At 58.8% G+C, this 23,191-nt stretch carries 20 protein-coding genes; 7 read left to right on the top strand and 13 right to left on the bottom strand.

Going from position 1 to position 23,191, the window contains the following annotated elements; all coding sequences use genetic code 11:
- Window positions 1-126 precede the first annotated feature (126 nt).
- Window positions 127-783: a sugar transferase gene (locus HX899_RS00170; RefSeq protein ID WP_181291389.1), complete on the top strand. Its 657-nt coding sequence runs from the start codon at window positions 127-129 to the stop codon at window positions 781-783.
- Between the two features lie 150 nt (window positions 784-933).
- Here HX899_RS00170 and HX899_RS00165 read toward each other — a convergent pair whose 3' ends face one another.
- Both HX899_RS00165 and HX899_RS00160 read right to left on the bottom strand, forming a co-directional pair.
- Window positions 934-1,230, bottom strand: coding sequence for a hypothetical protein (locus HX899_RS00165; RefSeq protein ID WP_180195114.1), 297 nt, complete (start codon window positions 1,228-1,230; stop codon window positions 934-936).
- A 518-nt stretch (window positions 1,231-1,748) separates the two neighbouring features.
- Complete coding sequence (locus HX899_RS00160) at window positions 1,749-2,858, bottom strand: acyltransferase (RefSeq protein ID WP_246697040.1); 1,110 nt, start codon at window positions 2,856-2,858, stop codon at window positions 1,749-1,751.
- Window positions 2,859-3,111: 253 nt separating this feature from the next.
- On the opposite strand from HX899_RS00160, the gene HX899_RS00155 reads away from it, so the two are divergent.
- The 3 genes from HX899_RS00155 (at window position 3,112) to HX899_RS00145 (ending at window position 9,732) form a co-directional block, all read left to right on the top strand.
- Window positions 3,112-5,430 (top strand): membrane-bound PQQ-dependent dehydrogenase, glucose/quinate/shikimate family, encoded by a 2,319-nt coding sequence (locus HX899_RS00155; protein ID WP_181291387.1) that lies wholly within the window; start codon window positions 3,112-3,114, stop codon window positions 5,428-5,430.
- 147 nt (window positions 5,431-5,577) lie between these two features.
- Entirely contained in the window at window positions 5,578-7,365 is a 1,788-nt protein-coding gene (locus HX899_RS00150) for an adenylate/guanylate cyclase domain-containing protein (RefSeq protein WP_181291386.1), read from the top strand.
- 195 nt (window positions 7,366-7,560) lie between these two features.
- Complete coding sequence (locus HX899_RS00145) at window positions 7,561-9,732, top strand: adenylate/guanylate cyclase domain-containing protein (protein WP_181291385.1); 2,172 nt, start codon at window positions 7,561-7,563, stop codon at window positions 9,730-9,732.
- A gap of 17 nt (window positions 9,733-9,749) precedes the next feature.
- On the opposite strand, the gene HX899_RS00140 is transcribed toward HX899_RS00145, so the two are convergent.
- From HX899_RS00140 to HX899_RS00120, 5 genes are all read right to left on the bottom strand, one after another.
- Complete coding sequence (locus tag HX899_RS00140) at window positions 9,750-10,256, bottom strand: YHS domain-containing (seleno)protein (protein WP_181291384.1); 507 nt, start codon at window positions 10,254-10,256, stop codon at window positions 9,750-9,752.
- Window positions 10,257-10,269: 13 nt separating this feature from the next.
- Window positions 10,270-10,863 (bottom strand): ankyrin repeat domain-containing protein, encoded by a 594-nt coding sequence (locus HX899_RS00135; RefSeq protein ID WP_181291383.1) that lies wholly within the window; start codon window positions 10,861-10,863, stop codon window positions 10,270-10,272.
- A gap of 133 nt (window positions 10,864-10,996) precedes the next feature.
- A complete protein-coding gene (locus HX899_RS00130) occupies window positions 10,997-11,779 on the bottom strand; it encodes a FadR/GntR family transcriptional regulator (protein ID WP_181291382.1) in 783 nt (260 codons plus the stop codon).
- 194 nt (window positions 11,780-11,973) lie between these two features.
- Window positions 11,974-12,960: a substrate-binding domain-containing protein gene (locus HX899_RS00125; RefSeq protein WP_012758783.1), complete on the bottom strand. Its 987-nt coding sequence runs from the start codon at window positions 12,958-12,960 to the stop codon at window positions 11,974-11,976.
- A gap of 48 nt (window positions 12,961-13,008) precedes the next feature.
- Window positions 13,009-13,989, bottom strand: a complete 981-nt coding sequence (locus HX899_RS00120; protein WP_180195119.1) for an NAD(P)-dependent oxidoreductase — start codon at window positions 13,987-13,989, stop codon at window positions 13,009-13,011.
- Between the two features lie 259 nt (window positions 13,990-14,248).
- On the opposite strand from HX899_RS00120, the gene HX899_RS00115 reads away from it, so the two are divergent.
- Window positions 14,249-14,989: an ATP-binding cassette domain-containing protein gene (locus tag HX899_RS00115; protein WP_012758785.1), complete on the top strand. Its 741-nt coding sequence runs from the start codon at window positions 14,249-14,251 to the stop codon at window positions 14,987-14,989.
- Window positions 14,990-15,029: 40 nt separating this feature from the next.
- Window positions 15,030-16,028 (top strand): ABC transporter permease, encoded by a 999-nt coding sequence (locus HX899_RS00110; protein ID WP_017961842.1) that lies wholly within the window; start codon window positions 15,030-15,032, stop codon window positions 16,026-16,028.
- Between the two features lie 59 nt (window positions 16,029-16,087).
- Here HX899_RS00110 and HX899_RS00105 read toward each other — a convergent pair whose 3' ends face one another.
- The 6 genes from HX899_RS00105 to HX899_RS00080 form a co-directional block, all read right to left on the bottom strand.
- Window positions 16,088-17,137, bottom strand: a complete 1,050-nt coding sequence (locus HX899_RS00105) for an ABC transporter ATP-binding protein (protein ID WP_181291381.1) — start codon at window positions 17,135-17,137, stop codon at window positions 16,088-16,090.
- Between the two features lie 13 nt (window positions 17,138-17,150).
- Window positions 17,151-17,993, bottom strand: coding sequence for a carbohydrate ABC transporter permease (locus HX899_RS00100; RefSeq protein WP_138330124.1), 843 nt, complete (start codon window positions 17,991-17,993; stop codon window positions 17,151-17,153).
- Window positions 17,990-18,913 (bottom strand): carbohydrate ABC transporter permease, encoded by a 924-nt coding sequence (locus HX899_RS00095; protein WP_138330122.1) that lies wholly within the window; start codon window positions 18,911-18,913, stop codon window positions 17,990-17,992. Before HX899_RS00095 ends, HX899_RS00100 begins: the two co-directional genes overlap by 4 nt.
- Window positions 18,914-18,924: 11 nt before the next feature.
- Window positions 18,925-20,172: a sugar ABC transporter substrate-binding protein gene (locus HX899_RS00090; RefSeq protein WP_138330121.1), complete on the bottom strand. Its 1,248-nt coding sequence runs from the start codon at window positions 20,170-20,172 to the stop codon at window positions 18,925-18,927.
- A 132-nt stretch (window positions 20,173-20,304) separates the two neighbouring features.
- On the bottom strand, window positions 20,305-21,096 hold the full coding sequence (locus HX899_RS00085) for an SDR family NAD(P)-dependent oxidoreductase (protein ID WP_138330119.1): 792 nt from the start codon (window positions 21,094-21,096) through the stop codon (window positions 20,305-20,307).
- Entirely contained in the window at window positions 21,093-21,851 is a 759-nt protein-coding gene (locus HX899_RS00080) for a FadR/GntR family transcriptional regulator (RefSeq protein WP_138330117.1), read from the bottom strand. Before HX899_RS00080 ends, HX899_RS00085 begins: the two co-directional genes overlap by 4 nt.
- 160 nt (window positions 21,852-22,011) lie before the next feature.
- On the opposite strand from HX899_RS00080, the gene HX899_RS00075 reads away from it, so the two are divergent.
- Window positions 22,012-23,157 (top strand): mandelate racemase/muconate lactonizing enzyme family protein, encoded by a 1,146-nt coding sequence (locus tag HX899_RS00075; RefSeq protein ID WP_181291380.1) that lies wholly within the window; start codon window positions 22,012-22,014, stop codon window positions 23,155-23,157.
- Window positions 23,158-23,191: the final 34 nt, after the last annotated feature.

Raw genomic sequence — 23,191 nt, 5'->3', positions numbered from 1 at the left:
ATATGCAAGAATTTCTTTGGAGTATAAAGAATTTACTCATGATTATGACCTCGGTCACAGACATCAAACTTGCATTAAAACAAAGCTTTGGCTGTGATTTCTGGAATTCGTCTAACGGAGACGCAGGTGGCGGGAAAAAATCAGGGCATCAACCCAACCGGACCTTGGCGGGATTTCGCCACGGCTCGACAGGAAAGGCGTCCATTCAATTCGTCACAACCCCGTCTGATCAGCAGAATTCTGAAGCGCGCATTGGACATCATCATTGCGGCAAGTTTCTTATTCTTTCTGTCGCCGCTCCTTCTGTCGGCAGCAGTCATCGTCACGCTAAGTGATTGGGGCCCTGTTTTCAATTCTCATCGCAAGATCGGTTATAAGGGAAAAGAGTTTGGTTGCCTCAAGTTTCGGACGACAGGATCCAACGCAACGACCGACGCGCACGTCACGGTCGTCGGCGATATTTTGAGGCGATCGAGCCTCGACAAGCTTCCGCAATTGATCAACGTGTTGCTGGGTCAAATGAGCCTCGTCGGGCCTCGCGCCATTACCAAAGAAGAGCTGCCGCGTTACGGTGAACATGCCTATGCCTACATGGCCTTCCGTCCCGGCCTGACTGGCCATTGGCAAACCAGCAGGCACAACGACGTCAGCTATCGGAATGGAATTTCCCTCGACGTCGAATATTTGTCCAAATGGACGCTCAGGCTGGATTTCGTGATCATGGCAAAAACGCTGTCGGCGCTGCTTTCCCGGCACGCGTTGCTGCCCAAAGTCGATTCCTAAAGCAGGTCGCGTAAAACTGTGTTGCGGTTTTTCGATAAAGATGTGCGCAAACCAAAGACCAAGGCGCGGCAAGCGAACCTAAAATACTGCGACGCGCTTTAGACACCCTGGCATGGCGCAACCGAGCATCCTGCCGCCTCGGTCACGTCATCACCCATGAGGACGCTTGCCCGTGACATGGGAGCGCTCAGCAATCGAGTTCTTTTTCCGGCGCTTTTGAATATGCCACAAGGAGAAAGCGAATAGACCCGCCAGATAGCATATCTCCATCAATACAAGCACTTCGACGCAAGAGACGACCGCCTCCGTCAAGGAGGAACCTTTCAGCATGATCACGCCGCCCAAGGCCGTGACCACCAGAAATGCAAAGATTGCAAAGGCCGAGGCGCGAATGGTCGCTCCGGCGGCGATAGAGACGACAACCACGACGAGCGTGCTCTTCAGCATTATTCTGATCCTCTCTTCACACCTCCTTCAAGCCACCGTCAGCCCTCGATGACATGACAAAACCCAAAGTCGAAACGAAGTCCGATCAAAGTATTTTACCTATTACGGTTAAAATATTGCTAATAGCGCCCAACAAGTCGACGGAACAATGCCGGAGAATATTCGACTATTCATCCAGCAGGGCCGTTCTGCCGATTAAACCCAAGAAATCCTTGGATGTTGCAGTCAGAAAGATCTAGGTATTGGAGGCTTATACAGGAGCGAGCAATGCAGCTACGGCGTTCTCTCGCCGAACTGAATGTTCATTTGTTGTTTCTGAAAAGATGAATTTGGCCATAGGCTTACGTGCGCAGCAGCCTACGGAAAACTCGGCCCCTGCGATGGACCCGGATATTTATCCGAGGTGATCGGCACGCAATAACGAAACAAGGCCCACCGCTATAGCGAGCCCTGCTGATGTCCTTGCCGGTTAAGCACCTGCGATGGAATCGCCGGCATCGAGGCCGGTATCGACAAACCTATTTCGAGACCGCGCCGGCCAGTTGCCGTTTTGCGCCGCGTTGGAGACTGAGGTTTTCCAGCCAGGTGACTTGTTTCCTCAATTTCAACGCCGGCTTTTCGATGAATCTCCACGAGAAGGCGGCAAAGCCAGCGGCAACAATGCTGCAGACGATGCCGTTCAACCACCAGTTATGCGCCCAGGGACCGAGCGCTACGAACGCCTGTTGGATCGGATAGCCATAGAGGAAGACGCCGTAGGAGTAGTCGGCCCCACGCAGGACGCCAAGCTTGCGGGGCGAGGTAAGACCAAGGAAGACCGTGACATATCCCATAGCCGGAATGGCAATGAAGTCCCCAAAGGAGGTGAACCAGTAGGCCCACAATATCATTGCCACAGAGGCGAGGAAAATTCGGATATCCCAAAGAACCTTGTCCTTGTAGAGATAGAAGGTCACCCCCACCAGAAAAGCACAAATGAGCAGATTGCCAGACGCGGTCGTCGGCATGGTTGCCCAATCGCTTTCATGTTTCCAATATCTTGCAATACCGAAGGCTATGATCAATGCCGGCGTGGCGATAAGAGCAATCACCCGCCGCCTGACCACGCCGAGCAGGAAGAGAACGGCGATCACGGCATAGCACTCAAGCTCGAAGGGCACCGTCCAGAGCTGCCCGTTCACCATTGCGGCGTCAGGATTATCCAGGAATACCCCGGGGAGATTGAAGTGAATGTGCCCCGTGACATTCATCAGATATGTAAAGAACTGAGGATCGGTGAAATAGTCACGCAGGTCATACTCAGTGTAGATCGCTCCGAGTATAAAGGCAGCCAACAATACCTCTACCGCGAGAGCTGGGTAGATCCGGATAAATCGATTACCGAGAAACGAGATCAATGTCTTCGATCGTTCAAGACTGCCAGCCACCAGGAACCCGCTCAGGACAAAGAACATGGGCAGCACTGATTTGATAAAAGGACGGAATGACGACTCCCAAAGAAACAGGTCGTCGCCATAGGTGACGCGGGCCGTGTGTATCCAAAGCACTGAAAAGGCTAACAGTAATCGCATATAGTCGAATCCTGTCGGTCGCCCGTTCGCTAGATCAAGCTTTTCGCCGAGAACCATCTGTGCCCCTTTCAGAAGTATTGACTCGATTTGGAATGGCAAGCCGTTGCCGCAGAGCGGCGGCGGCATCATTGCCGGGTCGGGGCCGCGTGTCAGTGACCACAGGTACATCAGTTAAAAATTGAACGAGAGAGCAGCCCTCTCCCGAAGACACGTCTCTGACCATCAACCCATGGCCCTGTGCTTCCCGAGGGCCATGCGACGGTCGGAGTTGGAATCCAGGTGATCGGGCGGCGGATTGGATGAGGAGACTATGAAATTTCTGGCCACCCTGTTCTGTATTGTTCTCGCCCTCATCGGATTGGGGTTGATCGGAGGCGGCGCCTGGCTGCTGCGCCTCGGCGGCTCGCCCTATTACGCGATCGTCGGGCTTGCCTATCTGGTTGCCGCGCTTCTGCTGTGGCGCCGGAAGACGCCAGGCGGGCTAATTGTCCTGCTTGTCGCCGTTTTCACCCTTCCCTGGGCGCTATGGGAGTCGGGTCTCAATTTCTGGGCGCTGTTTGCCCGCTTGATGTCCCCCATCGCGCTGGCGGGCTTTGCCCTTCTCTTTGCACCATCGCTTTCCCCGGCCGCCAACCGGAAGCTCTTTTATGCCGGCGCCGTGGTGACCGCTCTCATCTTTGTCGCGGGTTTCGGTCTCAGCTTCGTGCCGCATGGGATCATCCACCCCTCCGCCGACATCACCGCCTATAAAACCGCCAAGGGTGACAACTCTCCCTCCGACTGGACATCCTATGGCCGCACCACGGCAGGAGATCGTTATTCCCCATTCGATCAGATCAACCGCGGCAATGTTTCCAAGCTCGATCTCGCCTGGACATATCGCACCGGAAAAGGCGATGGCGCCGATCAGAACACGCCTCTGCAGATCGGCGATACGGTCTACACCTGCACGCCGACAGATGTGATCGCAGCGCTCGATGCAGATACCGGCAAACCCCGCTGGACTTTCGATCCCAAGGCGACGGCGCCTTATTGGCAACGCTGCCGCGGCCTCGGTTACTACAAGATGCCAACGGAAGCCCAGTCCGCCGATGGTCTTTGCAACGAGCGCCTGGTGCAGACGACGATCGATGCCCGTCTCCTGGAGATCGACAGCAAGACCGGCGCGCCCTGCAAGGACTTCGGAGACAATGGCACCGTGCAGCTTTCCCAGGGCATGGGCGAAGTCAAGACGGGCTATTATTTCCAGACATCGGCGCCGCTGATTGCCCGCAACCTGATCGTCGTCGGAGGCTGGGTCACGGACAATCAGGAGGTCGGCGAACCCTCTGGCGTCATCCGTGCGTTCAACGTCGTCACCGGCGAGCTCGAATGGGCATGGGATCTCGGCAATCCGGAGATCACCAAACTTCCGCCGGAGGGCCAGACTTATACGCGGGCCACGCCCAACATGTGGACGACGGCCGCATTCGACGACAAGCTTGGCCTCATATATGCACCGCTCGGCAATACCACGCCGGATTATTACGGTGTCAATCGCCCTTCCTTCGCCGATCAATACAATGCGACATTGGTGGCGCTCGATGTGACGACGGGTCGGGAGAAATGGAAATTCCAGACCGTGCATCACGACATCTGGGACTATGATCTGCCGGCCCAACCGGTCCTGGTCGACCTGCCTGACGGCAATGGCGCCGCTGTGCCTGCTCTGCTGCAGACCACCAAACGCGGGCAGCTTTTTCTCCTCGACCGCCGAACCGGCACACCGCTTGCCGAAGTTCAGGAGAAGCCGGTGCCGCAGCAAGGCGGCGTGCCCGAAGAGAAACTCTCCCCGACGCAGCCCTACTCCGTCGGCATGCCGACAATCGGTGCGGAGCGCGTGACGGAGCAGACGGCCTGGGGCCTGACGATGTTCGATCAGCTGGCATGCCGCATCGCCTTCCGCAAGATGCGCTATGACGGCGATTTCACCCCGATCGGCACGCAATATGCAATCCAGCAGCCGGGAAATCTGGGTGGCCTCAATTGGGGAAGCGTATCGGTCGATCTGCCCAACAACAGGGTCTTCATGAACGATATCCGCGTCCCCAGTCTCTTTGCACTCATCCCACGCGAGGAGTATGTCGACTTTGCCCTCACCACGACTGCTCACGGCCCCTCCGCCCCGCAGCGCGGGACGCCTTACGCCATGGCCACCGAGATGTGGACATCGAGGCTCCGCGTTCCCTGCACGCAACCGCCCTTCGGCACCGTCACTGCAGTGGATCTGAAGACGCGCAAGATCGCATGGCAGGTTCCGGCCGGGACAGCCGAAGAACTCGGGCCGTTCAAGATCAAAACCAAGCTGCCTATGCCGATGGGACTGCCGAGCTACGCCGGCACGTCTGCGACCGCCGGCGGCGTCGTCTTCTTCGCCGGCTTCCAGGACTATTATATCCGTGCCTATGACGCTGAGAACGGTGCCGAGCTCTGGAGATACCCCCTGCCGGTCGGCTCGAGCGCAACACCCATGACCTACGTCTCACCGAAAACAGGCAAGCAATATGTCCTGATATCGGTTGGCGGCGCACCCTATTCGAAAGACGTCGGCGACTACGTCCTTGCCTTCTCTCTGAAAGACGGAGCTTAGCCGCGGATATCGCGTAAGCTTCACCGACTATCTTGAAGTCCAAGCAGCCGGCCACCGGACCGCTTCTTAGCGAAGGCAATCGGATTTGGCGGCGTTGCCGGTCACACTGTGTTATTTTGGTCCGACGAGGAATTGGGACTGACGAGCGTGACGCGAAAACTGGCGGCGATCCTGGTCGCAGATGTGGTCGGCTACAGCCGCCTCGCCGGTGCGGACGAGGATCGCATCCTGGCGCGGCTGAGAACGCTGCGCAGCGACCTGGTCGATCCGACCATTGCCGTGCACAATGGCCGGGTCGTCAAGCGTACCGGTGACGGAAGCCTCATCGAGTTTCGCAGCGTCGTGGACGCCGTGCGCTGTGCTATCGAAGTGCAGACCGCCATGGTCGAGCGCAATACCGGCGTGTCGCCCGAGAATCGCATCGAGTTCCGGGTGGGGATCCATCTGGGAGATGTGGTCGAGGAGAACGACGGCGACTTGATGGGCGACGGCGTCAATATCGCCGCGCGGTTGGAGGGAATTGCCAAGCCCGGCGCCATCTGTCTTTCCGAAGACGCCTACCGCCAGGTGAAAGCGCGGCTCGATCTTGCCGTCACCGATCTCGGCAAAATTGAGCTCAAGAATATCGCTGAACCGATGCAGGTCTATTCGCTTCAGATCGGAACTCCGCGGCCGAACCCGGTACCACAGGTGCGGCCCGCAATCGACATGCCGTCAGTTCCGGCCGTTCCCGACAAGCCGTCCATCGCCGTACTGGCGTTCAACAACATGAGCGGCGATGCCGAACAGGAGTATTTCTCCGACGGTATCAGCGAGGACATCATCACCGATCTCTCGAAGCTGTCCGAATTGCACGTGATCGCCCGCAACTCATCCTTCGTCTACAAGAATGTAACAGCCTCCGTGCCTGAGATGGCCAAGGCGCTCGGCGTCCGCTATGTCCTCGAGGGCAGCGTTCGCAAGGCTGGCAACCGCGTGCGTGTCACGGCCCAATTGATCGACGCCAGCAACGGCGGACATATCTGGGCCAGCCGCTTCGATCGCGACCTCACCGACATTTTTGCGGTTCAGGATGAATTGACGCAGGAGATCGTGGCGGCGCTCAGGCTGAACCTCACGCATGGCGACCAGGATCGATTGGCCCAAGGGCGCGCACTCAATGTCGACGCTTACGAGTTGTTGTTACGTGGCCGCGAGCAGGCGTCGGCCCACACCCGAACCGGAAACAGAGCCGCGCGCAGCCTGGCGGCCGACGCCATTGCCATCGATCCGCAATATGCGGCCGCCCAGGCACTCATTTCCTTCACCCACGTGCTGGACTACGTCAACGCCTGGAGCACCGATCCGGAAGGCTCGCTGCGGATCGGGATGGATCTCGCGCAGCAGGCCGTGGAAATGGCCGAGGAACAGCCCAACGGCCGCTTCGCACTGGGCATGGCTTGCATGTGGAACCGGGAACTGGACCGGGCGCAGGCGGAGGTGCAGCAGGGCCTCGCGCTACAGCCCAACTCCGCCGAGCTCCTGTTGCTGATGGCCCATATCCAGATATTCTCCGGCGATCCCGCCGGCGCCCTGGAAACACTCGATGCATCGATGCGGTTTGACCCGCACCATCCGGAAATTCTCTTCCAATTTCGCGCCGATGCGCACTTTTCTCTCGGCGAGTATGAACAAGCGATTGCAGCCATCGAGCAGCGGCTCCAACAAAACTCCCAGTCGGAGACCGCCTACGCCCTGCTTGCCTCATGCTATGGGCACCTCGACCGGCCGGAGGAGAGCCGGCAGGCCTGGAAAAAGGCACTCAGGATCAATCCTGATTTTTCTGTCGAGCGCCGCCGGCGGGTTCTTCCATTCCGACACCCCGAGGACTTTAACCGCCGCGTGGAAGGACTACGTAAGGCAGGACTTACCGTGGCAGATCTTGGTCCATGCTGATGGAAACTGCCATCGAGCCGATACGGGCGACAGCGCATTCTATGGGCGGACGCGCGACAAGCCTCTCAGATCACGCCCTCTCCACTGGAGCTTTTGACCGGCAAACGTGATGCCGCTTTGGGCAACTTTAATGGCAACGGCACGGCACCTGCTGTAAGATATAGGTAGGGGAGCGGACACCCGGAAAGAGCTGTTATGGAGCGCCGTCTTGCAGCAGTCCTGATTGCGGATGTGGTCGGTTACAGCCGCCTGAGCGAGATCGACGAAGAGGGAACGCGTATCCGCTTCCACACCGACCTCCACGAGCTCTTCGAACCGAAAATCGCCACGCACCACGGCCGCCTGATCAAGACCATGGGTGACGGGATCCTGGTTGAGTTCCATAGCGTGGTGGATGCTTTGCGTTGCGCCGTCAAAATCCAGCAACAGAAGGCGGAACGCAATGCGGCCCTGCGGCCCGAGCAGCGGATGCTTTTTCGCATCGGCGTCAATCTCGGCGATGTCATTGTCGAAGGAGAGGACATTCATGGAGACGGCGTCAACATAGCGGCGCGGCTGGAGAGCCTTGCCCAGCCCGGCGGGATTTGCATATCCGGCACCGCATTCGATCACACGGTACACAAGGCTGAAGTCGGTTTTTCCTCTCTCGGCGAGCAGCAACTGAAGAACATAGCCGATCCGGTTCGCGTCTATCGTGTTCTGTTAGATCCCTCTGAGGCAGGCAAGGTCGTTGCCTCCCGTCGGCCGCGCCGCCGGGCGATCATCCTGGCCACGCTTGCAGCGCTGTTGATCGCGGCCACTGCGATTGTCTTCGCATGGCAATGGCCGTTTGTGCCCCAACGTCCATCTGTCGCGGTGCTTCCTTTCGCCAATTTGAGTAGCGACGCCGGCCAGGATTATTTCACCGATGGCATTACCGACAGCCTGATTGCCGATCTGACCATGCTTTCGGACCTTGACGTCATCGGTCATAATTCGGTGTTTGCATACAAAGGCAAGCCCCTCGTTTTGGCCGACATCGGACGCGATCTCGGCGTGCGTTTTGTCGTTGAGGGCAGCGTGCAACGGATCGGCGATCAAATCCGCGTCAATGCGCAATTGAGCGATGCCGCAAGCGGCGACCACTTGTGGGCCAATCGATTTAACCGCGCCGCGGCAGATGTCATGGCTGTGCAGGATGAGCTCAGTCGGCAGATCGCCGAAGCGCTCGGCTTGAAACTCACTCAATCCGAGGCGGAACGGATTACCCGTCCGCCGACCGCCAATCTCGAGGCCTACGACTACTACCTTCGTGCCGAGCAGGCGACACGCACCGGCCGCCGTTCCCGGCTGCTCGAGGCACTGGCGCTCTTTGACAAGGCGGAGGCGCTCGACCCCGGTTTTGCAGAGGCCTTCGCAGCCGACGCGCACGCGACCGCTTATGTCTGGCGAAGCGCCTACGATGACGTTCTCCAGAGCGCGTTGGCGCGAAAAAGGGCCTACGAGAAGGCAAGTCGCGCGCTGGCGCTCGACCCGGTTCTTTCATCGCCATACGCCGTTCTTGCCGTCATGCAAGTCGTGGACCGCCGCTACGAGCAGGCGGTTGCCTCGGCGCAGCAGGCAGTGTCGCTTGGGTCTGCCGATGCCGAAGCTCATATGGCGTTGGCATACGTTCAACTGTTCTCCGGTAATCATGCCGAGGCCGGCGCGGCCGTCGAGACGGCGCTCAGGCACGATCCGAATCTCTCCGCCATCAATCGATACACGGCTGGCCTGGTGTTTTATTTGCAGCGCGACTACACGAAGGCCATCGACAGCTTCGAACGCGCGCGCGATGGTTCTCCGGGAAACGGCGATTTCGTTACCCCACTCGCTATGGCCTATGCCCGTGCCGGTCGCCTCGACGCCGCCCGTGCGACTGTCGCCGAAGGACTTCGCTTTCTGGCTGGGCGCGATTCCCTGGCGGGCTGGCATATCAGCAATGCCCATTTCCGCAACGAGCAGGATTTGGCGTTTATCCTCGATGCCCTACGCGAGGCCGGCCTGCCGGAATGGCCGTTCGGTTTCAAGGGCAATGAGCAGGAACGGCTGCACGGTGACGAAATCGCAAGCGCCGTCATGGGCAAACTCCTCCGGGGCAAGACCGAACCCTCGGGAAGCCCTGCACTCATGCAAATCGAACGTGACGGCAAGGCGGCCTTCCGCTCGGCGACGCAGATGATCACCGGAACGGTTTTCGTCAATGGCGACATGCTCTGCGAGCAAAGCGAAAACGCTTTTGGACGAGCCGATTGCGGACCGGTCTACAGACCTGCAAACTCGCCCGCTGAAACCAGCTATGCTTACGTGAACTCCACCAAGGTCTTCTATTTTTCGCCCGTCAAATAGCCGCGCTCCACCCGCGATCAGTGATACCGATCCCGTTCGAGATCGGCTGCGACCTTCGGCCAGTTTCTATCGGCTTTCGGTACTGCTTCGGCCACATGAGCGGCAAACCCTTCCGCCGATCCCTTGTCGTAGATCAGGTAAAGCTTGCCGTCGATGATCTTGAATGCCTCTGGATCGACGTTGATCGTCACCGATCCGAGAGCCACCTCGCCCGCGCAGTAGCCGCCATACTGAGGCGCATATTTGATCGGCTCGCTGATGAACATTTCACGGTGTTTAGCATTGGCAAAAAGCCACGGCGTCCCCAGCCATTCGTGGGAGAATTCCTCGGAGCCCTTCACCGCTTTGCCTTCGGTGAAATAGGCGACGGGGTCATATCCCATGATTGCCACCCCGCCGAAGTACCCCGTGTTAACCGAGTCGTCGGCGAAAGCCCGCGATCCACCGACAGCTGCCAAAGCCACAACGAACACCGCCACAGAGCGACCAATTCCTCGCGCACCGCTTCTGGTCCCTGCATGCATCTGTGCCTCCTATTCAATCGTGGATTTCCATGCACTTCGCGTATTCTTTCTCGCCGATGCGGCTGGCCGGAGGGCAAGGCGCACCATGCCGCTTGAACAGTCGCACGATGTCCGAGTTGCCCTTCCAGATCGCTCGCGTGATTGGCGTGTAGCCGTGAACCTCCGCACGACCGACGTCAGCCCCCTCAGCGAGAAGAAACGTGGCGAGAGCGACGTGGTTTTCCTCACCGGCGACCATCAGCGGTGTCACGCCCGCTTTATTGGCCGCGTCGTCGAGCGTCGCGCCATGGTGGAGAAGCAGTTTGCTGATCGGCAAGCTGCCGGAAAAGGCCGCGGCATGAAGCGGCGTAAAGCCGCCTGAATTCCGAGCCATGACATCGGCGCCTTTGCCGATCAGCAATTCGGCTATGGCGAGCTGGGCTCCGAGCGCGGCATTGATGAGAGGTGTTGCCTGATCGCGTGTCCGGCTGTCGACTTCGGCACCGGTAGCCAGAACCTGCTCGACGACGGCGATGTTTCCAGTGGCAACGGCATCGAACAAGGGGCTCCCCGCAGCGGCCACCGTCGCTGTGAAAATCAACGCCATCGATGCAAGCAGCCCACGCATGGCCCAGCTCCCGAAGGTTGCCAAGGAAAGTAGCACAAGCCGCGGGTTTTGGGTAGGCATCGAGGACTGTAGGAGGTTGAATTCCCCTGCATCAAGCTATCGGCAACGCGCCAGCCGGACAGGATGCAAAAATCTATCGTGACCACCGGGCGATGATTTCGTCGGTATTTGCCAGCGCCTTGCGGACTGCGTTGCGCGCCATGTTCGGTCGCTGCAGTCGAATGCTTTTCTCAATATTTTCATGAAGTTTCAGCGCGTACCGCAAATTGTCTTCCTCCCGCGTCACATGGGCGAAGAGGTGGTTCAGCGCCGATTCGATCAAGACGCCGAGCGGTACCAGCAGATCATTTCCCGAGGCGCGCAAGATCGCGATGTGAAATCGCGTATCGGATTCTGTTCGCTGTTGGAGCGATGTCGCCTGATCCATGTCATGCAGGGCCTGACTGATCTCATCCATCTGCTCCTCAGTCCGGCGCTCCGCAGCAAGTGCCGTCGCTTCCGGCTCGATCATATGTCTGAGTTCTTGCACGGCCCTCAGAAACGACTCGCGATCGGGAGATGCGGCGTACCAGCCCAAGACATCTCGATCCAGCAGGTTCCAACGCTCCCTGGGTTCGACCCAACTGCCGATTTTGGGGCGAGAAGAAAGCAGGCCCTTGGCCATCAGCATCTTGATCGCTTCGCGCACCGCCGATCGGCTGACGTCAAAGACTTCCGACCATTTTGCCTCATTTGGCAGAATCGTGCCCGGCGGATAGTCGCCGCGCACGATTCGCAGACCGATCTCGCCTGCTAAAGACACATGAACACTCGCCCCAGTCATGCGGGGAGAATTTGGGCGCCTTATGGTGGCCGAGCGGTCAACCGTCACCACCTCGACCGCAGCCGTTGGCTTTCCCGATTTTTTGTCAGGCATTTATTTCTACTGCCTCAGCATTCTTTCGACTGTCTGCACGTATGATCAAAACAATCGTAATAACGAGGAAGTCGCCTGCGATTGACGCCGGCACAAAGCGCGGAATTCAGGGCGCGTCAAGCCCAGCGGATCTCTCGATCCGTCTCTTAAGGACAGTCGGCGCACCCTTGAACCGGGTGCGCCAAACCGTGAACCTACTTTTGAATGCAGGTGTCGACTGTATCCTTTGTGCACTCATCGAGCCCGGTGAAGACCGGATCTTCAACCGGCTTGCCGGCAATCAGATCCATCATCACCGACGGTGCCTTGTAGCCCATCTCGAACGGTCGTTGGCCAACGAGCGCCGTCACCAGTCCTTCCTTCGCAATGGCGACCTCGTCGCCGATCGTGTCGGCGGCACCAATGACGAAATCGTTGCTGGCGATCTTGTCGGCCAGCGGCTTGAACAGGTCGCGATAGGGTTGCGGTGCACCGAACAATGGCCAGCCACCCATAATGCCGAATGCGTCCAAATCGGGATTGGCCGCGAGGATATCGGTCATTGCCTGAACGCCCTTGGCACCGTCGTCATTGGTGAACACCGGGCAACCGGCGACCTCGGTCCAGCCACCCTCGCCTTTCAGCTCGGTCAAGCCTTTCTGGCCAGTAAGCGTGTCGCGCATTCCTTGTGCGCGGCGTAGAATATTGTCCGCTCCCGGATTGCCTTCGATCGTGCAGATCTTGCCGCCCTTCGGCTTGCCCTTCTTGATGTATTCGCCGATGCGGGCGCCCATCAGATAGTTGTCGGTGCCGAGATAGGTCTTGCGCAACGCTGCATCCTCGGCGGCAAGATCGGCATCAAGCGTCATCACCGGAACCGTCGGATTGGCCGTCTTCAGGGTCTGGGCAATGAGCTTTGCATTTGACGGCGAGATTGCGATTGCAGCCGTGTCTGCCTTGCCCAACATATCCTGAACGATCTGCGCTTCGCCGGCTTCATCGGATGTCGATGCCGGACCGGTGTAGAAGCATTCGTATTCCGCCGTGGGGTTCTCCTTGTTCCATTTCTGGCAACCTTGATTGATTGCTTCGAAGAACGGATTGTCGAGGCCCTTGACGACGATGACGAGTTGCTTCTTGGCCAAGGCCTGCCCGGCGGTCAGTGCTAAAACTGCGGCTGTAAGTAGTAATGCCTTCCTCATAGTTTCCTCCCTTGAAACAGACGGACACCGCGTGCCCGCCATACGAAATCAACCCGGATACCAGACGATGCGAGGCTCCTCCTTTGAACGCTCGTATTGCCAGGCCGAGTTGATAAGCATTTCGAGATCGTAGTTTGGCTGCCAATCCAGCAGGTATTTGGCCTTGCTGTTGTCCATCCAATTGGAATGGAAGCGGCTCGGTATGTCGACAGAGCCGAAATTGCGCGTGCGCAAGAGATAGGCGGCGACTTCAGCATAGTCGACGGGGCGATCCATGCAGATATTGAAGAGCTGCCGCTCCGCCCGCGGGTTGTCGATCGCTGCCAGTATTGCCGAAACAAGGTCGTCGACATGAACGAAGTTGCGTTTCAACGCACGACCGTCAGCATCGAGCAGCAGCGGCACCGTACCCATCGCCGCATAACGACGCGCCGCGTCTTCCGGAACGAGCGTCTTCCAGTCCGGACCGCCAAAGACGTCGTCTCCAAAAGACAGCGAATACTTGAAATCGTCCTTTTCCATGATCCAGGGCGCGCGCAGACAACAGCCATTGAGGCCATACTGAATGCCAAACTGCTCCAGCATGACCTCTTCCAGGACTTTGGAGAGCGCATAGCTTCCCGGATAGGCACAATGGCGGGCGTTCTCGGTGATCGGGCCGTCGTGGCGATAGTGGAAATGTCCCACACCCGCATCACCACCGATCAGGATGAACTGGCGTGCGGTGACGCTCGTACGGAACTCCTCGAGCAGCCAAAAGAGACCTTTGACCGTGACATCCATGATGTCTTCAGGCGTTTCCTTGCATGTGGCGAGATGCACGACATGGGTAACGTCATCCAGCGCCTTTGCCACGACATCGCGATCGGCGATCGAGCCTTGGAAGACATCGACACGGTCGGTCGCCTCGTACAAACGATTATGACAAAGCGCACGAATACGGGCTTTGGAAAATCTCGGATCGTCAAGCAGCCCAGCAATGAAGCGCCGCCCGACCTTGCCCGTAGCACCGGTCACAAGGATCAGCATGCTCTTTCTCCCCCATTGATAGCTAATATCCGGGCGCCACTTTCGTCAAATGATATTTGTCTGACAAAACAGATTTTTGCGACAATAAGGTCAATGGCCGGGACAATGAGTTGACGCTGTCGCAGGGTTTTGCGTAAATGCTCCCAATCGCTTTTCCTGGGAGGGTATTGGAAAAGCGAATTCGCCGGAGCCTTGCATCGAAGACATGCAGGGTGCGGTGCGATGGATAGCCCGCAGGTTTTGGGAGGCGAGGAGGCTGGTGGCGGTTCTTGAGCTCAGCAATATTTCCAAACATTTCGGTGCCATCCAGGCAGTCAACGATGTTTCGTTTTCGCTCGAAGCCGGGCAGGTTGTCGGCCTGATGGGCGATAACGGCGCTGGCAAGTCCACCCTGGTGAAGATGATTGCCGGCAACTTCCGGCCGAGCCATGGAACCATGCGCCTCGACGGCGCCGATCTCGTGCTTCATCGGCCGAAGGAAGCGCGCCAGCATGGCATTGAGATCGTTCACCAGGACTTGGCGCTCTGCAACAATCTGACGGCGGCAGCGAACGTGTTCCTCGGACGAGAATTGCGCCGCGGCGTATGGCCTCTTCGCATCCTCGACCACAAGGCCATGTACAAGCGCGCCGGCGAGATATTTCGCGAGCTCAAATCCGAGACGCGGGCGCGCGATCTCGTCAAGCAAATGTCAGGTGGCCAGCGCCAAGCGGTCGCGATCGGCCGCACGATGCTGTCTGAAGCGAAAATCGTATTGATGGACGAGCCGACCGCAGCCATTTCCGTGCGCCAGGTCGCTGAGGTTCTGAATCTTATCCGCCAATTGCGGGACCGGGGCATTGTCGTTGTCCTGATCAGCCACCGCATGCCCGACGTCTTTTCGGTCGCCGACCGTGTGATCGTGATGCGGCGAGGCAGAAAAGTAGCCGACAAGCAGATTGCGGCAAGTTCGCCGGAGGAAGTGACGGGACTGATTACCGGCGCCATCGAACAGGTGTGATCGATGCTATCCGTTGCAACAGGAAGGAAGAAGGTCGACGATGGCGATTACACTTGACCAAACGATCGGACAGAAGCAACGGAGCTGGCTTGCAACGATCATGAGCGGCCAGACATTCTGGGTGCTGATTGCAGTCATTCTAGCCTGCATTTTTCTGTCGATGGCAACGGACTCCTTTGCGACGGCGAAGAACATCTACAACATCACCCGCAACGTCACCTTCGTCGCAATTATCGCGCTGGGCATGACGCTGGTCATCATCACCGGCGGCATTGATTTGTCCGTTGGCTCCGTACTTTGCCTGTGCAGCATGGTGCTGGCGGTCGTCATGCATGCGGGATACAGTATTGAAGTCGGCATCGCCGCCTCGATCGGTACGGCTCTGTTGGTCGGAGCTTTCAACGGCGTCTTGATTGCCTATCTCGGCTTCCCACCTTTCGTCGTCACGCTCGGGATGCTGTCGATTGCGCGCAGCCTTGCGATGGTTGCATCCAACAACACTGTGGTTTTTGAGTTCGGACCTGATCACGACAAACTATTGGCGCTGGGTGGCGGCGCCTGGGTTTTTGGCATCGCCAATCCAGTGCTTTACATGGTCGTGCTGGCACTTATTACCGGTTTCGTGCTGCGCTGGACCAAGTTCGGCCGCTATGTCTTTGCGATCGGCGGCAATGAGCACGCCGCGACACTGACAGGCGTTCCCGTGCCGAGGATCAAGGTCATCGTCTATATGATTTCTGCCCTCTCGGCGGGGGTTGCCGGCATCATTCAAACCGGTTGGCTCGGCGCCGTCACCACAAATATCGGCGCCGGGATGGAACTTCAGGTCATTGCCGCTGCGGTTATCGGCGGCGCCAATCTGGCCGGCGGCGTCGGCACCGCCTTTGGAGCCTTGGTCGGCGCCGCACTCATCGAAATCATCCGCAACAGTCTTGGCCTGCTTGGCATCAACGCGTTCTGGCAGGGCTGCTTTATCGGTGGGGCAATCGTGCTCGCCGTCCTTTTCGACCGACTTCGCAACTTGCGGCAGGGCGAGTAGACGAACCCGCTCTTAAGAGATTTCTGCGGCTCGCGCCCTCGCCAGGAGCGGCCGTACGTTCAAGCAGTCCGGCCTTGTTCAGTCCGCTTTATTGTTTGCCCGTTGCCATTGAAAAAGTGCACCTTCGAGCCATCGGCGGTGAGCCCTATTTGGATTCCCGCCTTCATGTCACCACCGTCGTGCAGGACGAGGCAATCATGCCCAGCCGGCAGCTTGACGTGAAGCAGTGTTACCGCCCCAGTATATTCACAAAGCCCGACGGTTCCGCGCAGCGTCCCGTCTCGAGGCTCAACGACCGTCAGATGCTCCGGCCTTATCCCGATGGTCTCGGCGGCGGCATCCGCTGCCGTTGCGCCTGTCAGCAAAGGCGCGATATCTGCTGGGAGCAGATTCATTTTTGGGCTTCCGATGAATTGCGCCACGAAGGTATTTGCCGGCCGCTCGTATAGTTCCCGAGGGGAGCCGACCTGCTCGACACGGCCGTCGCGCAGAACCACGATCTTGTCAGCGAGCGTCATCGCTTCGATCTGGTCGTGCGTTACATAGATCATCGTCGTGGAGAGCCGCTTATGCAGTGCGGCGATTTCAGAGCGCATGTGCACGCGCAATTCTGCATCGAGGTTCGACAGCGGTTCGTCGAAAAGGAAGACATCAGGATTTCCGACGATGGCCCGGCCGATAGCGACGCGCTGCCGCTGACCGCCGGAAAGCTCGCGGGGGTAGCGATCGAGCAATGCTTCGAGCTTCAGCGTGGCGCTTGCTTCATCGACGCGCTTCTGACGCTCCTGTGCCGGGACTTTGCGGACCTTCAGGCCGAAACCCATATTGTCCCGGACGGTCAGATGCGGATAGAGGGCATAGGATTGGAAGACCATGGCCACGCCGCGCCTCGAAGCCGGCACTTCGTTGACCACCCGGCCGCCGATCGCAAGTTCGCCGCCGCTGAGATATTCCAGCCCCGAAATCAGCCGCAGCAAGGTGGACTTGCCACAGCCTGACGGACCGACGAATACGACGAACTCGCCCGGATCGATCCTGAGATCGACGCCGCGGATGACCTCGACGGCGCCGAAGCGTTTCTCGATGCCTTTAAGCGATACACTGCTCATGAACGAAAATTCCTCATCCCTTCACGCCCGATAGCGCAAAACTTTCGATGATCTGCCGCTGGGCGATCAGATAGACGATCAGGATCGGCACCACGGCAAGGCTGGTAGCGGCAAGCTGGAGGTTCCACAGCGGTAAGCCGTAGCTGTCGTTGAAGTTCGACAAGGCCAAAGGCAGCGTGAACATGTCGAGCGAGCTCAGAAAGATTAGCGGCTCCAGGAACAGGTTCCACGAGAACAGAAAGGTGATGATGGAAACCGCAGCCAGGGCCGGACGCGCCATCGGCAGCGCTATCTTCCACCAAACGCCGAAGCGTGAGAGCCCGTCCATCTTGCCGGCTTCTTCCAGTTCCTTGGGCAGGGCCAGGAAATACTGGCGCATCAGGAACGTTGCCATCACCCCATGAGGGCCGAAGGTGGGCAGCAGGATCAGCGGCCAGTGAGTATCCACCAATCCAAACCAACGCATCAGGAAGAAGTTCGGAATGATCGTCACCTCCTCCGGCACCATGAGCGCCGAGATCAGAAAAAGCATCAGCAGCCCGGCACCGGCAAACCGCATGCGCGCCAGCGCATAGCCGGCCAGGGACGAGATGACGAGGGTGAGCGCCGTCACCACGATCGCGATGTAAAGCGAGTTGAAATACTGCCGCGCGAACGGCTGGTATGTGAACACTTCGACGAAATTCTGCCAGCGCCAGACGCGCGGAATAAGCGTCGGCGCGCCGAATATCTCGGTCACGCTCTTGAAGCCCGCAGACACCATCCAAACGAATGGGAAAACAAAAGGAATGGCGGCGATCAAGAGTGCGATCGTCCAGCACGTGCGGTAGAGGATCTGGACTTGGCGCTGGGTCACTCCGATCCCTTTCTCCGCAGCATCACCTGTACCAGGGTCAGCGCCATGATCATCACGAACATGATCATCGCGAGCGCCGAGGCATAGCCGACATTGAAGAACTTGAAGCCCTGCTGGTAAATGTAGAAGGCAAGCACCAGCGTGCCGTTTTCCGGGCCGCCGCCGGTCATCTGGTATATGTGATCGAAGACCTTGAAAGAGCCGATTGTCGTGATGACCATGATGACGAGCGTGGTCGGCGCCAGCAACGGCCAGGTGATCATGCTGAAGATCTGCCGGCGTGAGGCGCCCTCCAAGCGCGCTGCCTCTTCATAGTCCCGCGGGATCGCCTGCAGCGCCGCAATGTAGAGGATCATGTTGAGGCCGACCATCTTGATGACGCGGGTGACGATGACCGCCGCCATGGCCCAGCTCGGTTCACGCAGCCAGTTTGGACCGGTGATCCCGACCAGCGCCAGCACCTGGTTGATGAAACCGCCTTCCCCCTGCAGCAGAAATTTCCATACGATCGCCCAGGCGATGGCCGAGGTGATGACAGGGGCGAAAAATACCGTGCGAAAGAACACGACCCCGAAGAACGGCCGGGAAAGGGCGAGCGCCAAGGCGAGCGCGAGCGCCATGTTGAGCGGCACGAGACCGATCGCGAAAATAACCGAATTGCGTACCACAAGCCAAAAGTCAGGGTTTTCGAGCAGCGCATTCTGAAAATTGGCAAGGCCTACGAAGGTGGCCTGCTGGCTGAGCAGGTTCCATTCGGTCATTGAATAATAGACCACTGCGCAGAGCGGACCGAGGAAGAAGAGAAGGAAGCCGATGAAGGTGGGACTGACGAACAGCCACGCCTCCATCATCTCTCTCATCTTCAACGTCAGCCAGGTCTTATGGCCGGTTCGAATGGAGTTATGAACGGTATCGGCCATCTTCGTTCTGATCAAAGCAGCGGCTGGATTGCCGCGCAGATGCCCTTGATGGCGGCATCGACATCGGCATCCGGCTTCCACAGGGCATCGACGCGAGGCGCCATGGCGGCAAGGATCTGGGGCGCTTTTTCGTTGGCCGAGACCACCCGGCCCTTTTCTATCGCGGCAGCCACATTCTTCATCATCTCGGGCGGCACGAGCTTGTTGCCGTTGATGAAGGCATCGGCCTGCAGAACGCTCTTGCGGGCCGGCGGGAAGAACTGCGCCATGGTGGCGACATTTTCCTTGTTGGTCATATGCGCTACGAATTCCGCGGCGATTTCCGTATTCTTGCCTTGGGCGAACACAACAAGACCGGCCTGGCCGATAACGGGTGACTCACCACCGGGGCCGGTGGGCAATGGTGCGATGCCCCACTTGAAGCCGGCTTCCGCCATCTTCGAAGCACGGGAAATCTGGTTGACCGTCATCGCCGAATTGCCGGAGAAGTAATCGCCCTGTTCGCCCGGCGGAACGATGGACTTGTCCTTGAAGACCATGTCATGCAGCTGCTTGACCGCCTTGACCGCTTCGGGCTTGTCGAAGCCGCATTCCTTGTTCGACCAGATATCGCCACCATAGGCGCGGATTGGCGGCAGAAGGGCATGGGTCATGCGAGAGGCATAACCTTCGCCATCCTTGAACTCGAAGCCCCATTTGCCGGGATTGGCTTGCGCGAGCTTCTTGGAGACTTCCTGGAACTTGTCCATGTTCCATTCGCCCTTGGCGGCAAGCGTCAGCGGGTCTTCGAGCCCAGCTTTGTCGAACATGTCCTTGTTGTAGTAGATCATGAAAGGCGAGGTGGAGAACGGAATGCCGTACACCGTTTCGTCCTTCTGCCAGAGGCCCATGGCCGGCTTCGAGAAATCGTCGAAATCATAGCCTTCCGCCGCCTTGAGCGTCGGGCCGAGATCCTTCAGAAGATTGGCGTTTTCGAAAGCCGGCGCGGCATCCTCCATCATCCAGGCTATGTCGGGAGCATTGCCGCCGGCGATCTGGAAGGTCAGTTTCTGCGTGTAGTCGTTGACCGGCACGGTCTCGAACTTCACATTGACGTCGGGATGTGTGGCTTTGAAGCTCTCCGCAATGCCATTCAGCATCTTCAGATGAGCCTCGCTCCCGGTCCAGACCGTCATGCGGAGATCCGTCGCGAAGACGGCAGACGTCGATATGCACAATGTCAACGCGGATGCTGCGATACCTGCTAATGCGGCCTTCATGGTTTCCTCCCTTTTGGTCGTTGGGCAATCAGCCTTCACCGAATGAATGCAAACGGCATTCGCCCGGGGTTTGGCTGCAAGCTGCGGCGGATGGTTCCGCCGCATGATCTCGAAAACCTTGCCGCAGGCCGCTCACCCGGCAGCGTGCGGAAGGCTCCCGGGCGCGTCTCCGATCGACCATCCTCCGTCGACTGGGATATTTGCACCCGTAATGTAGCTGGCAGCATCGCTGCACAAAAAAACAAACGCCCCAACCAGGTCCTGCGGCTGGCCCGGCCTGCCCACAGGGATCTTGGCGGCAACCGCTTCGCGGAACGCCGGGTCGCCGTAGCGCGCGGCATTGGCTTCGATCTCGATCGCACCCGGCGAAACCACATTCAGCGTGACGCCGCGATGGCCGGTTTCGCGTGCAATCGACCTGATCGCAGTCAACTGCGCCGCCTTGAGCGACGCATAAACAACCGTTTCCGCCCGCGGCCGCACCGCCATGACACTGCCTGTGGCGACGACCCTGCCCCAGCCCCGCTCGGCCATCGGTGGAACCAGCTTTGCCGTCAGCGTCAGTAGCGCCGAGAAATTCGATGCCACATGGGCGTTGACATGCGCCTCATCCAATTCCTGCCAGGGCCGCCGATGTTCGATGGCGGCATTGGCAATGAGGATATCGATCGGGCCGTATGTTTTGAGCACTTCATCGGCAAAAGCCCGCGTCGCACGCCCGTCGGTGAAGTCTGCTTCCAGTACCGGCGCTGTGCCGCCTGTCGCCCGGACGACCTCGCTCGCGCCCGTCTCATTACCGAAATGATGCAGGATCAGTTCCGCTCCATGCTCCGCAAGGCCAAGCGCAACAGCCCGGCCGATGCCGGAACTGGCACCGGTTACCAGCACGCGCCGGCCTTTCAGTGAGAAGCGCGCGGCGCTCATCGCTCGGCATCTTTCAACTTGTCGGCCACCTCGAGCGAGGCAATGTCGGCAGCTTCGAAATGCTCCCGGATTTTTTGCTCGGCGAGGTCGGCATTACCAACTGCAATTGCGTCGTAGATCGCCTGATGCCGGTCAATCGTTGCCCGCCAGTCAGCGTCACTGCGATTGGCGCGACGTGAAAACAATTCCGACACCTCGCGCTGCACGGAACGCATGCTCTCCATGTGCACGCGGATCATGTAATTGCCAGTCGTCACGGCAAGGCCAAGGTGAAACAGGATATCGGCGGCGGTAAAGCCGGAAGGCTCCTGCACGGAAGCCAGCATGCCTGCCAAGCCCTGCCGCATGATCTCCAGACCTTCCGGATCGCGACGTTCGGCGGCGAGCCGGGCAATTCCCGTCTCGACGACGCGGCGCATTTCATTGGCTTCGCGCAGCCGCTTGAGACTGGAACGCACCGCGTAGCCGTAGATTTTGTCCATCGAGTCGCCGCTAAGCGCCTTGGCGCGGGCAACCTTGCCTTGTTGGGTGAAGATCAACCCGGCTGCCGTCAGCTGGCGAAGCGCCTCACGGGCAATCGGCTTCGAGACACCGAACTCCCTGGCGATCTCCCCTTCGGGCGGCAACGGCTCGCCAGGCGAGATGCGCCCATCAAAGAGCGCGGCGGCAATCGCATCGGACACCCCATCCGCCAACCGCGAAGGGTTCGGCGGCTTGGCGGCGAAAATGGGTTTCCTGTCGGGAATTTCAGTCATTTCGATCCTCATATTCACAAAGCTAACATGCAGTCTCCAACTTAGCAACTAGGTTTATCAGTTGCCAAGTCGCCAACATCTAGCTAGAAATAACAGACACGCCCCAAAGCAGCGAGCAAAACCAAGAGCAGCGAGTAAAACATTGGGAACGAAAGAGCCGATGGATTCAGTGCAACGTTCGACCGGACCGGCGATCCTCATTTCAGATGTCGTCGCTCATCCGCTCAGCCAGACGCTGCCCAAACCGACCGTCACGTCCTGGGGTACCTATCACAAGGTCTCGATGCTTCTCGTCGAGGTGCGCACCGATGCCGGCATCGTCGGCGTCGGTGAGGTTCTGGCCCGGTTTTCGCCCAAGGCCTATGCGGAACTGATCGAAACCTCGTTAAAACCACGGCTGATCGGACAGGACGCACGCAATATCGGCGCGCTCTGGCAATCCATGCGGCGCTCGCTGTCAGGCCGGGCCGGCGGCATGCTGATCGAGGCGATCGCTGGCGTCGACATTGCGCTGTGGGACATCATGGGCAAGGCCGCAGGCATGCCGATCGCCAAGCTGCTTGGCGGCATCGGCCGGGAAACGATCGAGGTCTATGCCGCCGCCGTAAACTGGGTCGACGATGCTGAGGCGGATCGGGAACTGGAGCGTTATATCGGCGAGGGATTCCCGCGCATCAAAGTCAAGATGGCCAATCCGGTCAAGGAAGCCTGCCGGCGCATCGAACGGCTGCGCAAGCGCGCAGGCGACGATATCGAGCTCTGTGTCGACGCCAACTGGGCCTATGATCTGGACCAGGCGATCGAAGTCGGCAGGGCGCTTTCGGCCAACGGTTACTTCTGGTTCGAGGAGCCGCTGGCGCCGGAAAACGAGCAAGGCTACCAAGAACTGCGCAAACGCTGCGACGTGCCGCTCGCAGCCGGAGAGAGCAACTTTACCGCCGATCAGGCGCAGCGTCTCGTCGCCAACCGCACACTTTCAATCCTGCAGCCAGATGTCGCCCGTGCCGGCGGCATATCCGAAACACGGCGCATGGCCGACTATGCCGCCCTTCATGATGTGGCCTACGCCCCGCATATCGGCATGTCCGGCATTATCTGCGAGACGGCCAGCGCGCATCTTGCGGCCGCCCTTCCGAATTTCCGGGTGATGGAATGCGAATGCGATCTTAGCCCCTTCAAGCGCGACCTGGCCGATCTGGCGCCAGGCTGCCTGCGCCAGAAGAATGGCCAGCTCGACGTGCCGACACGGCCGGGTCTCGGCATCGAAATCGATTGGGAAGCCGTCAAACGGCTCCGCATACAGTGAGGTCAACGCCACAATGACGACATCAGCCCCCTCT

Source organism: Rhizobium sp. WYCCWR 11146 (assembly GCF_013591995.1).
In the GTDB taxonomy this organism is placed as follows: domain Bacteria; phylum Pseudomonadota; class Alphaproteobacteria; order Rhizobiales; family Rhizobiaceae; genus Rhizobium; species Rhizobium indicum.
The sequence above is the reverse complement of the archived record's forward strand: the minus strand, read 5'-3'. Positions and strand labels throughout refer to the sequence as shown.

Bases quoted from the DNA above. Each gene is read 5' to 3' on its own strand.
- HX899_RS00165 (WP_180195114.1), bottom strand. From the start codon at position 1,230: ATGCTGAAGAGCACGCTCGTCGTGGTTGTCGTCTCTATCGCCGCCGGA.
- HX899_RS00160 (WP_246697040.1), bottom strand. From the start codon at position 2,858: ATGGTTCTCGGCGAAAAGCTTGATCTAGCGAACGGGCGACCGACAGGA.
- HX899_RS00155 (WP_181291387.1), top strand. From the start codon at position 3,112: ATGAAATTTCTGGCCACCCTGTTCTGTATTGTTCTCGCCCTCATCGGA.
- HX899_RS00145 (WP_181291385.1), top strand. From the start codon at position 7,561: ATGGAGCGCCGTCTTGCAGCAGTCCTGATTGCGGATGTGGTCGGTTAC.
- HX899_RS00140 (WP_181291384.1), bottom strand. From the start codon at position 10,256: ATGCATGCAGGGACCAGAAGCGGTGCGCGAGGAATTGGTCGCTCTGTG.
- HX899_RS00135 (WP_181291383.1), bottom strand. From the start codon at position 10,863: ATGCGTGGGCTGCTTGCATCGATGGCGTTGATTTTCACAGCGACGGTG.
- HX899_RS00130 (WP_181291382.1), bottom strand. From the start codon at position 11,779: ATGCCTGACAAAAAATCGGGAAAGCCAACGGCTGCGGTCGAGGTGGTG.
- HX899_RS00125 (WP_012758783.1), bottom strand. From the start codon at position 12,960: ATGAGGAAGGCATTACTACTTACAGCCGCAGTTTTAGCACTGACCGCC.
- HX899_RS00120 (WP_180195119.1), bottom strand. From the start codon at position 13,989: ATGCTGATCCTTGTGACCGGTGCTACGGGCAAGGTCGGGCGGCGCTTC.
- HX899_RS00110 (WP_017961842.1), top strand. From the start codon at position 15,030: ATGGCGATTACACTTGACCAAACGATCGGACAGAAGCAACGGAGCTGG.
- HX899_RS00105 (WP_181291381.1), bottom strand. From the start codon at position 17,137: ATGAGCAGTGTATCGCTTAAAGGCATCGAGAAACGCTTCGGCGCCGTC.
- HX899_RS00095 (WP_138330122.1), bottom strand. From the start codon at position 18,913: ATGGCCGATACCGTTCATAACTCCATTCGAACCGGCCATAAGACCTGG.
- HX899_RS00090 (WP_138330121.1), bottom strand. From the start codon at position 20,172: ATGAAGGCCGCATTAGCAGGTATCGCAGCATCCGCGTTGACATTGTGC.
- HX899_RS00085 (WP_138330119.1), bottom strand. From the start codon at position 21,096: ATGAGCGCCGCGCGCTTCTCACTGAAAGGCCGGCGCGTGCTGGTAACC.
- HX899_RS00080 (WP_138330117.1), bottom strand. From the start codon at position 21,851: ATGACTGAAATTCCCGACAGGAAACCCATTTTCGCCGCCAAGCCGCCG.
- HX899_RS00075 (WP_181291380.1), top strand. From the start codon at position 22,012: ATGGATTCAGTGCAACGTTCGACCGGACCGGCGATCCTCATTTCAGAT.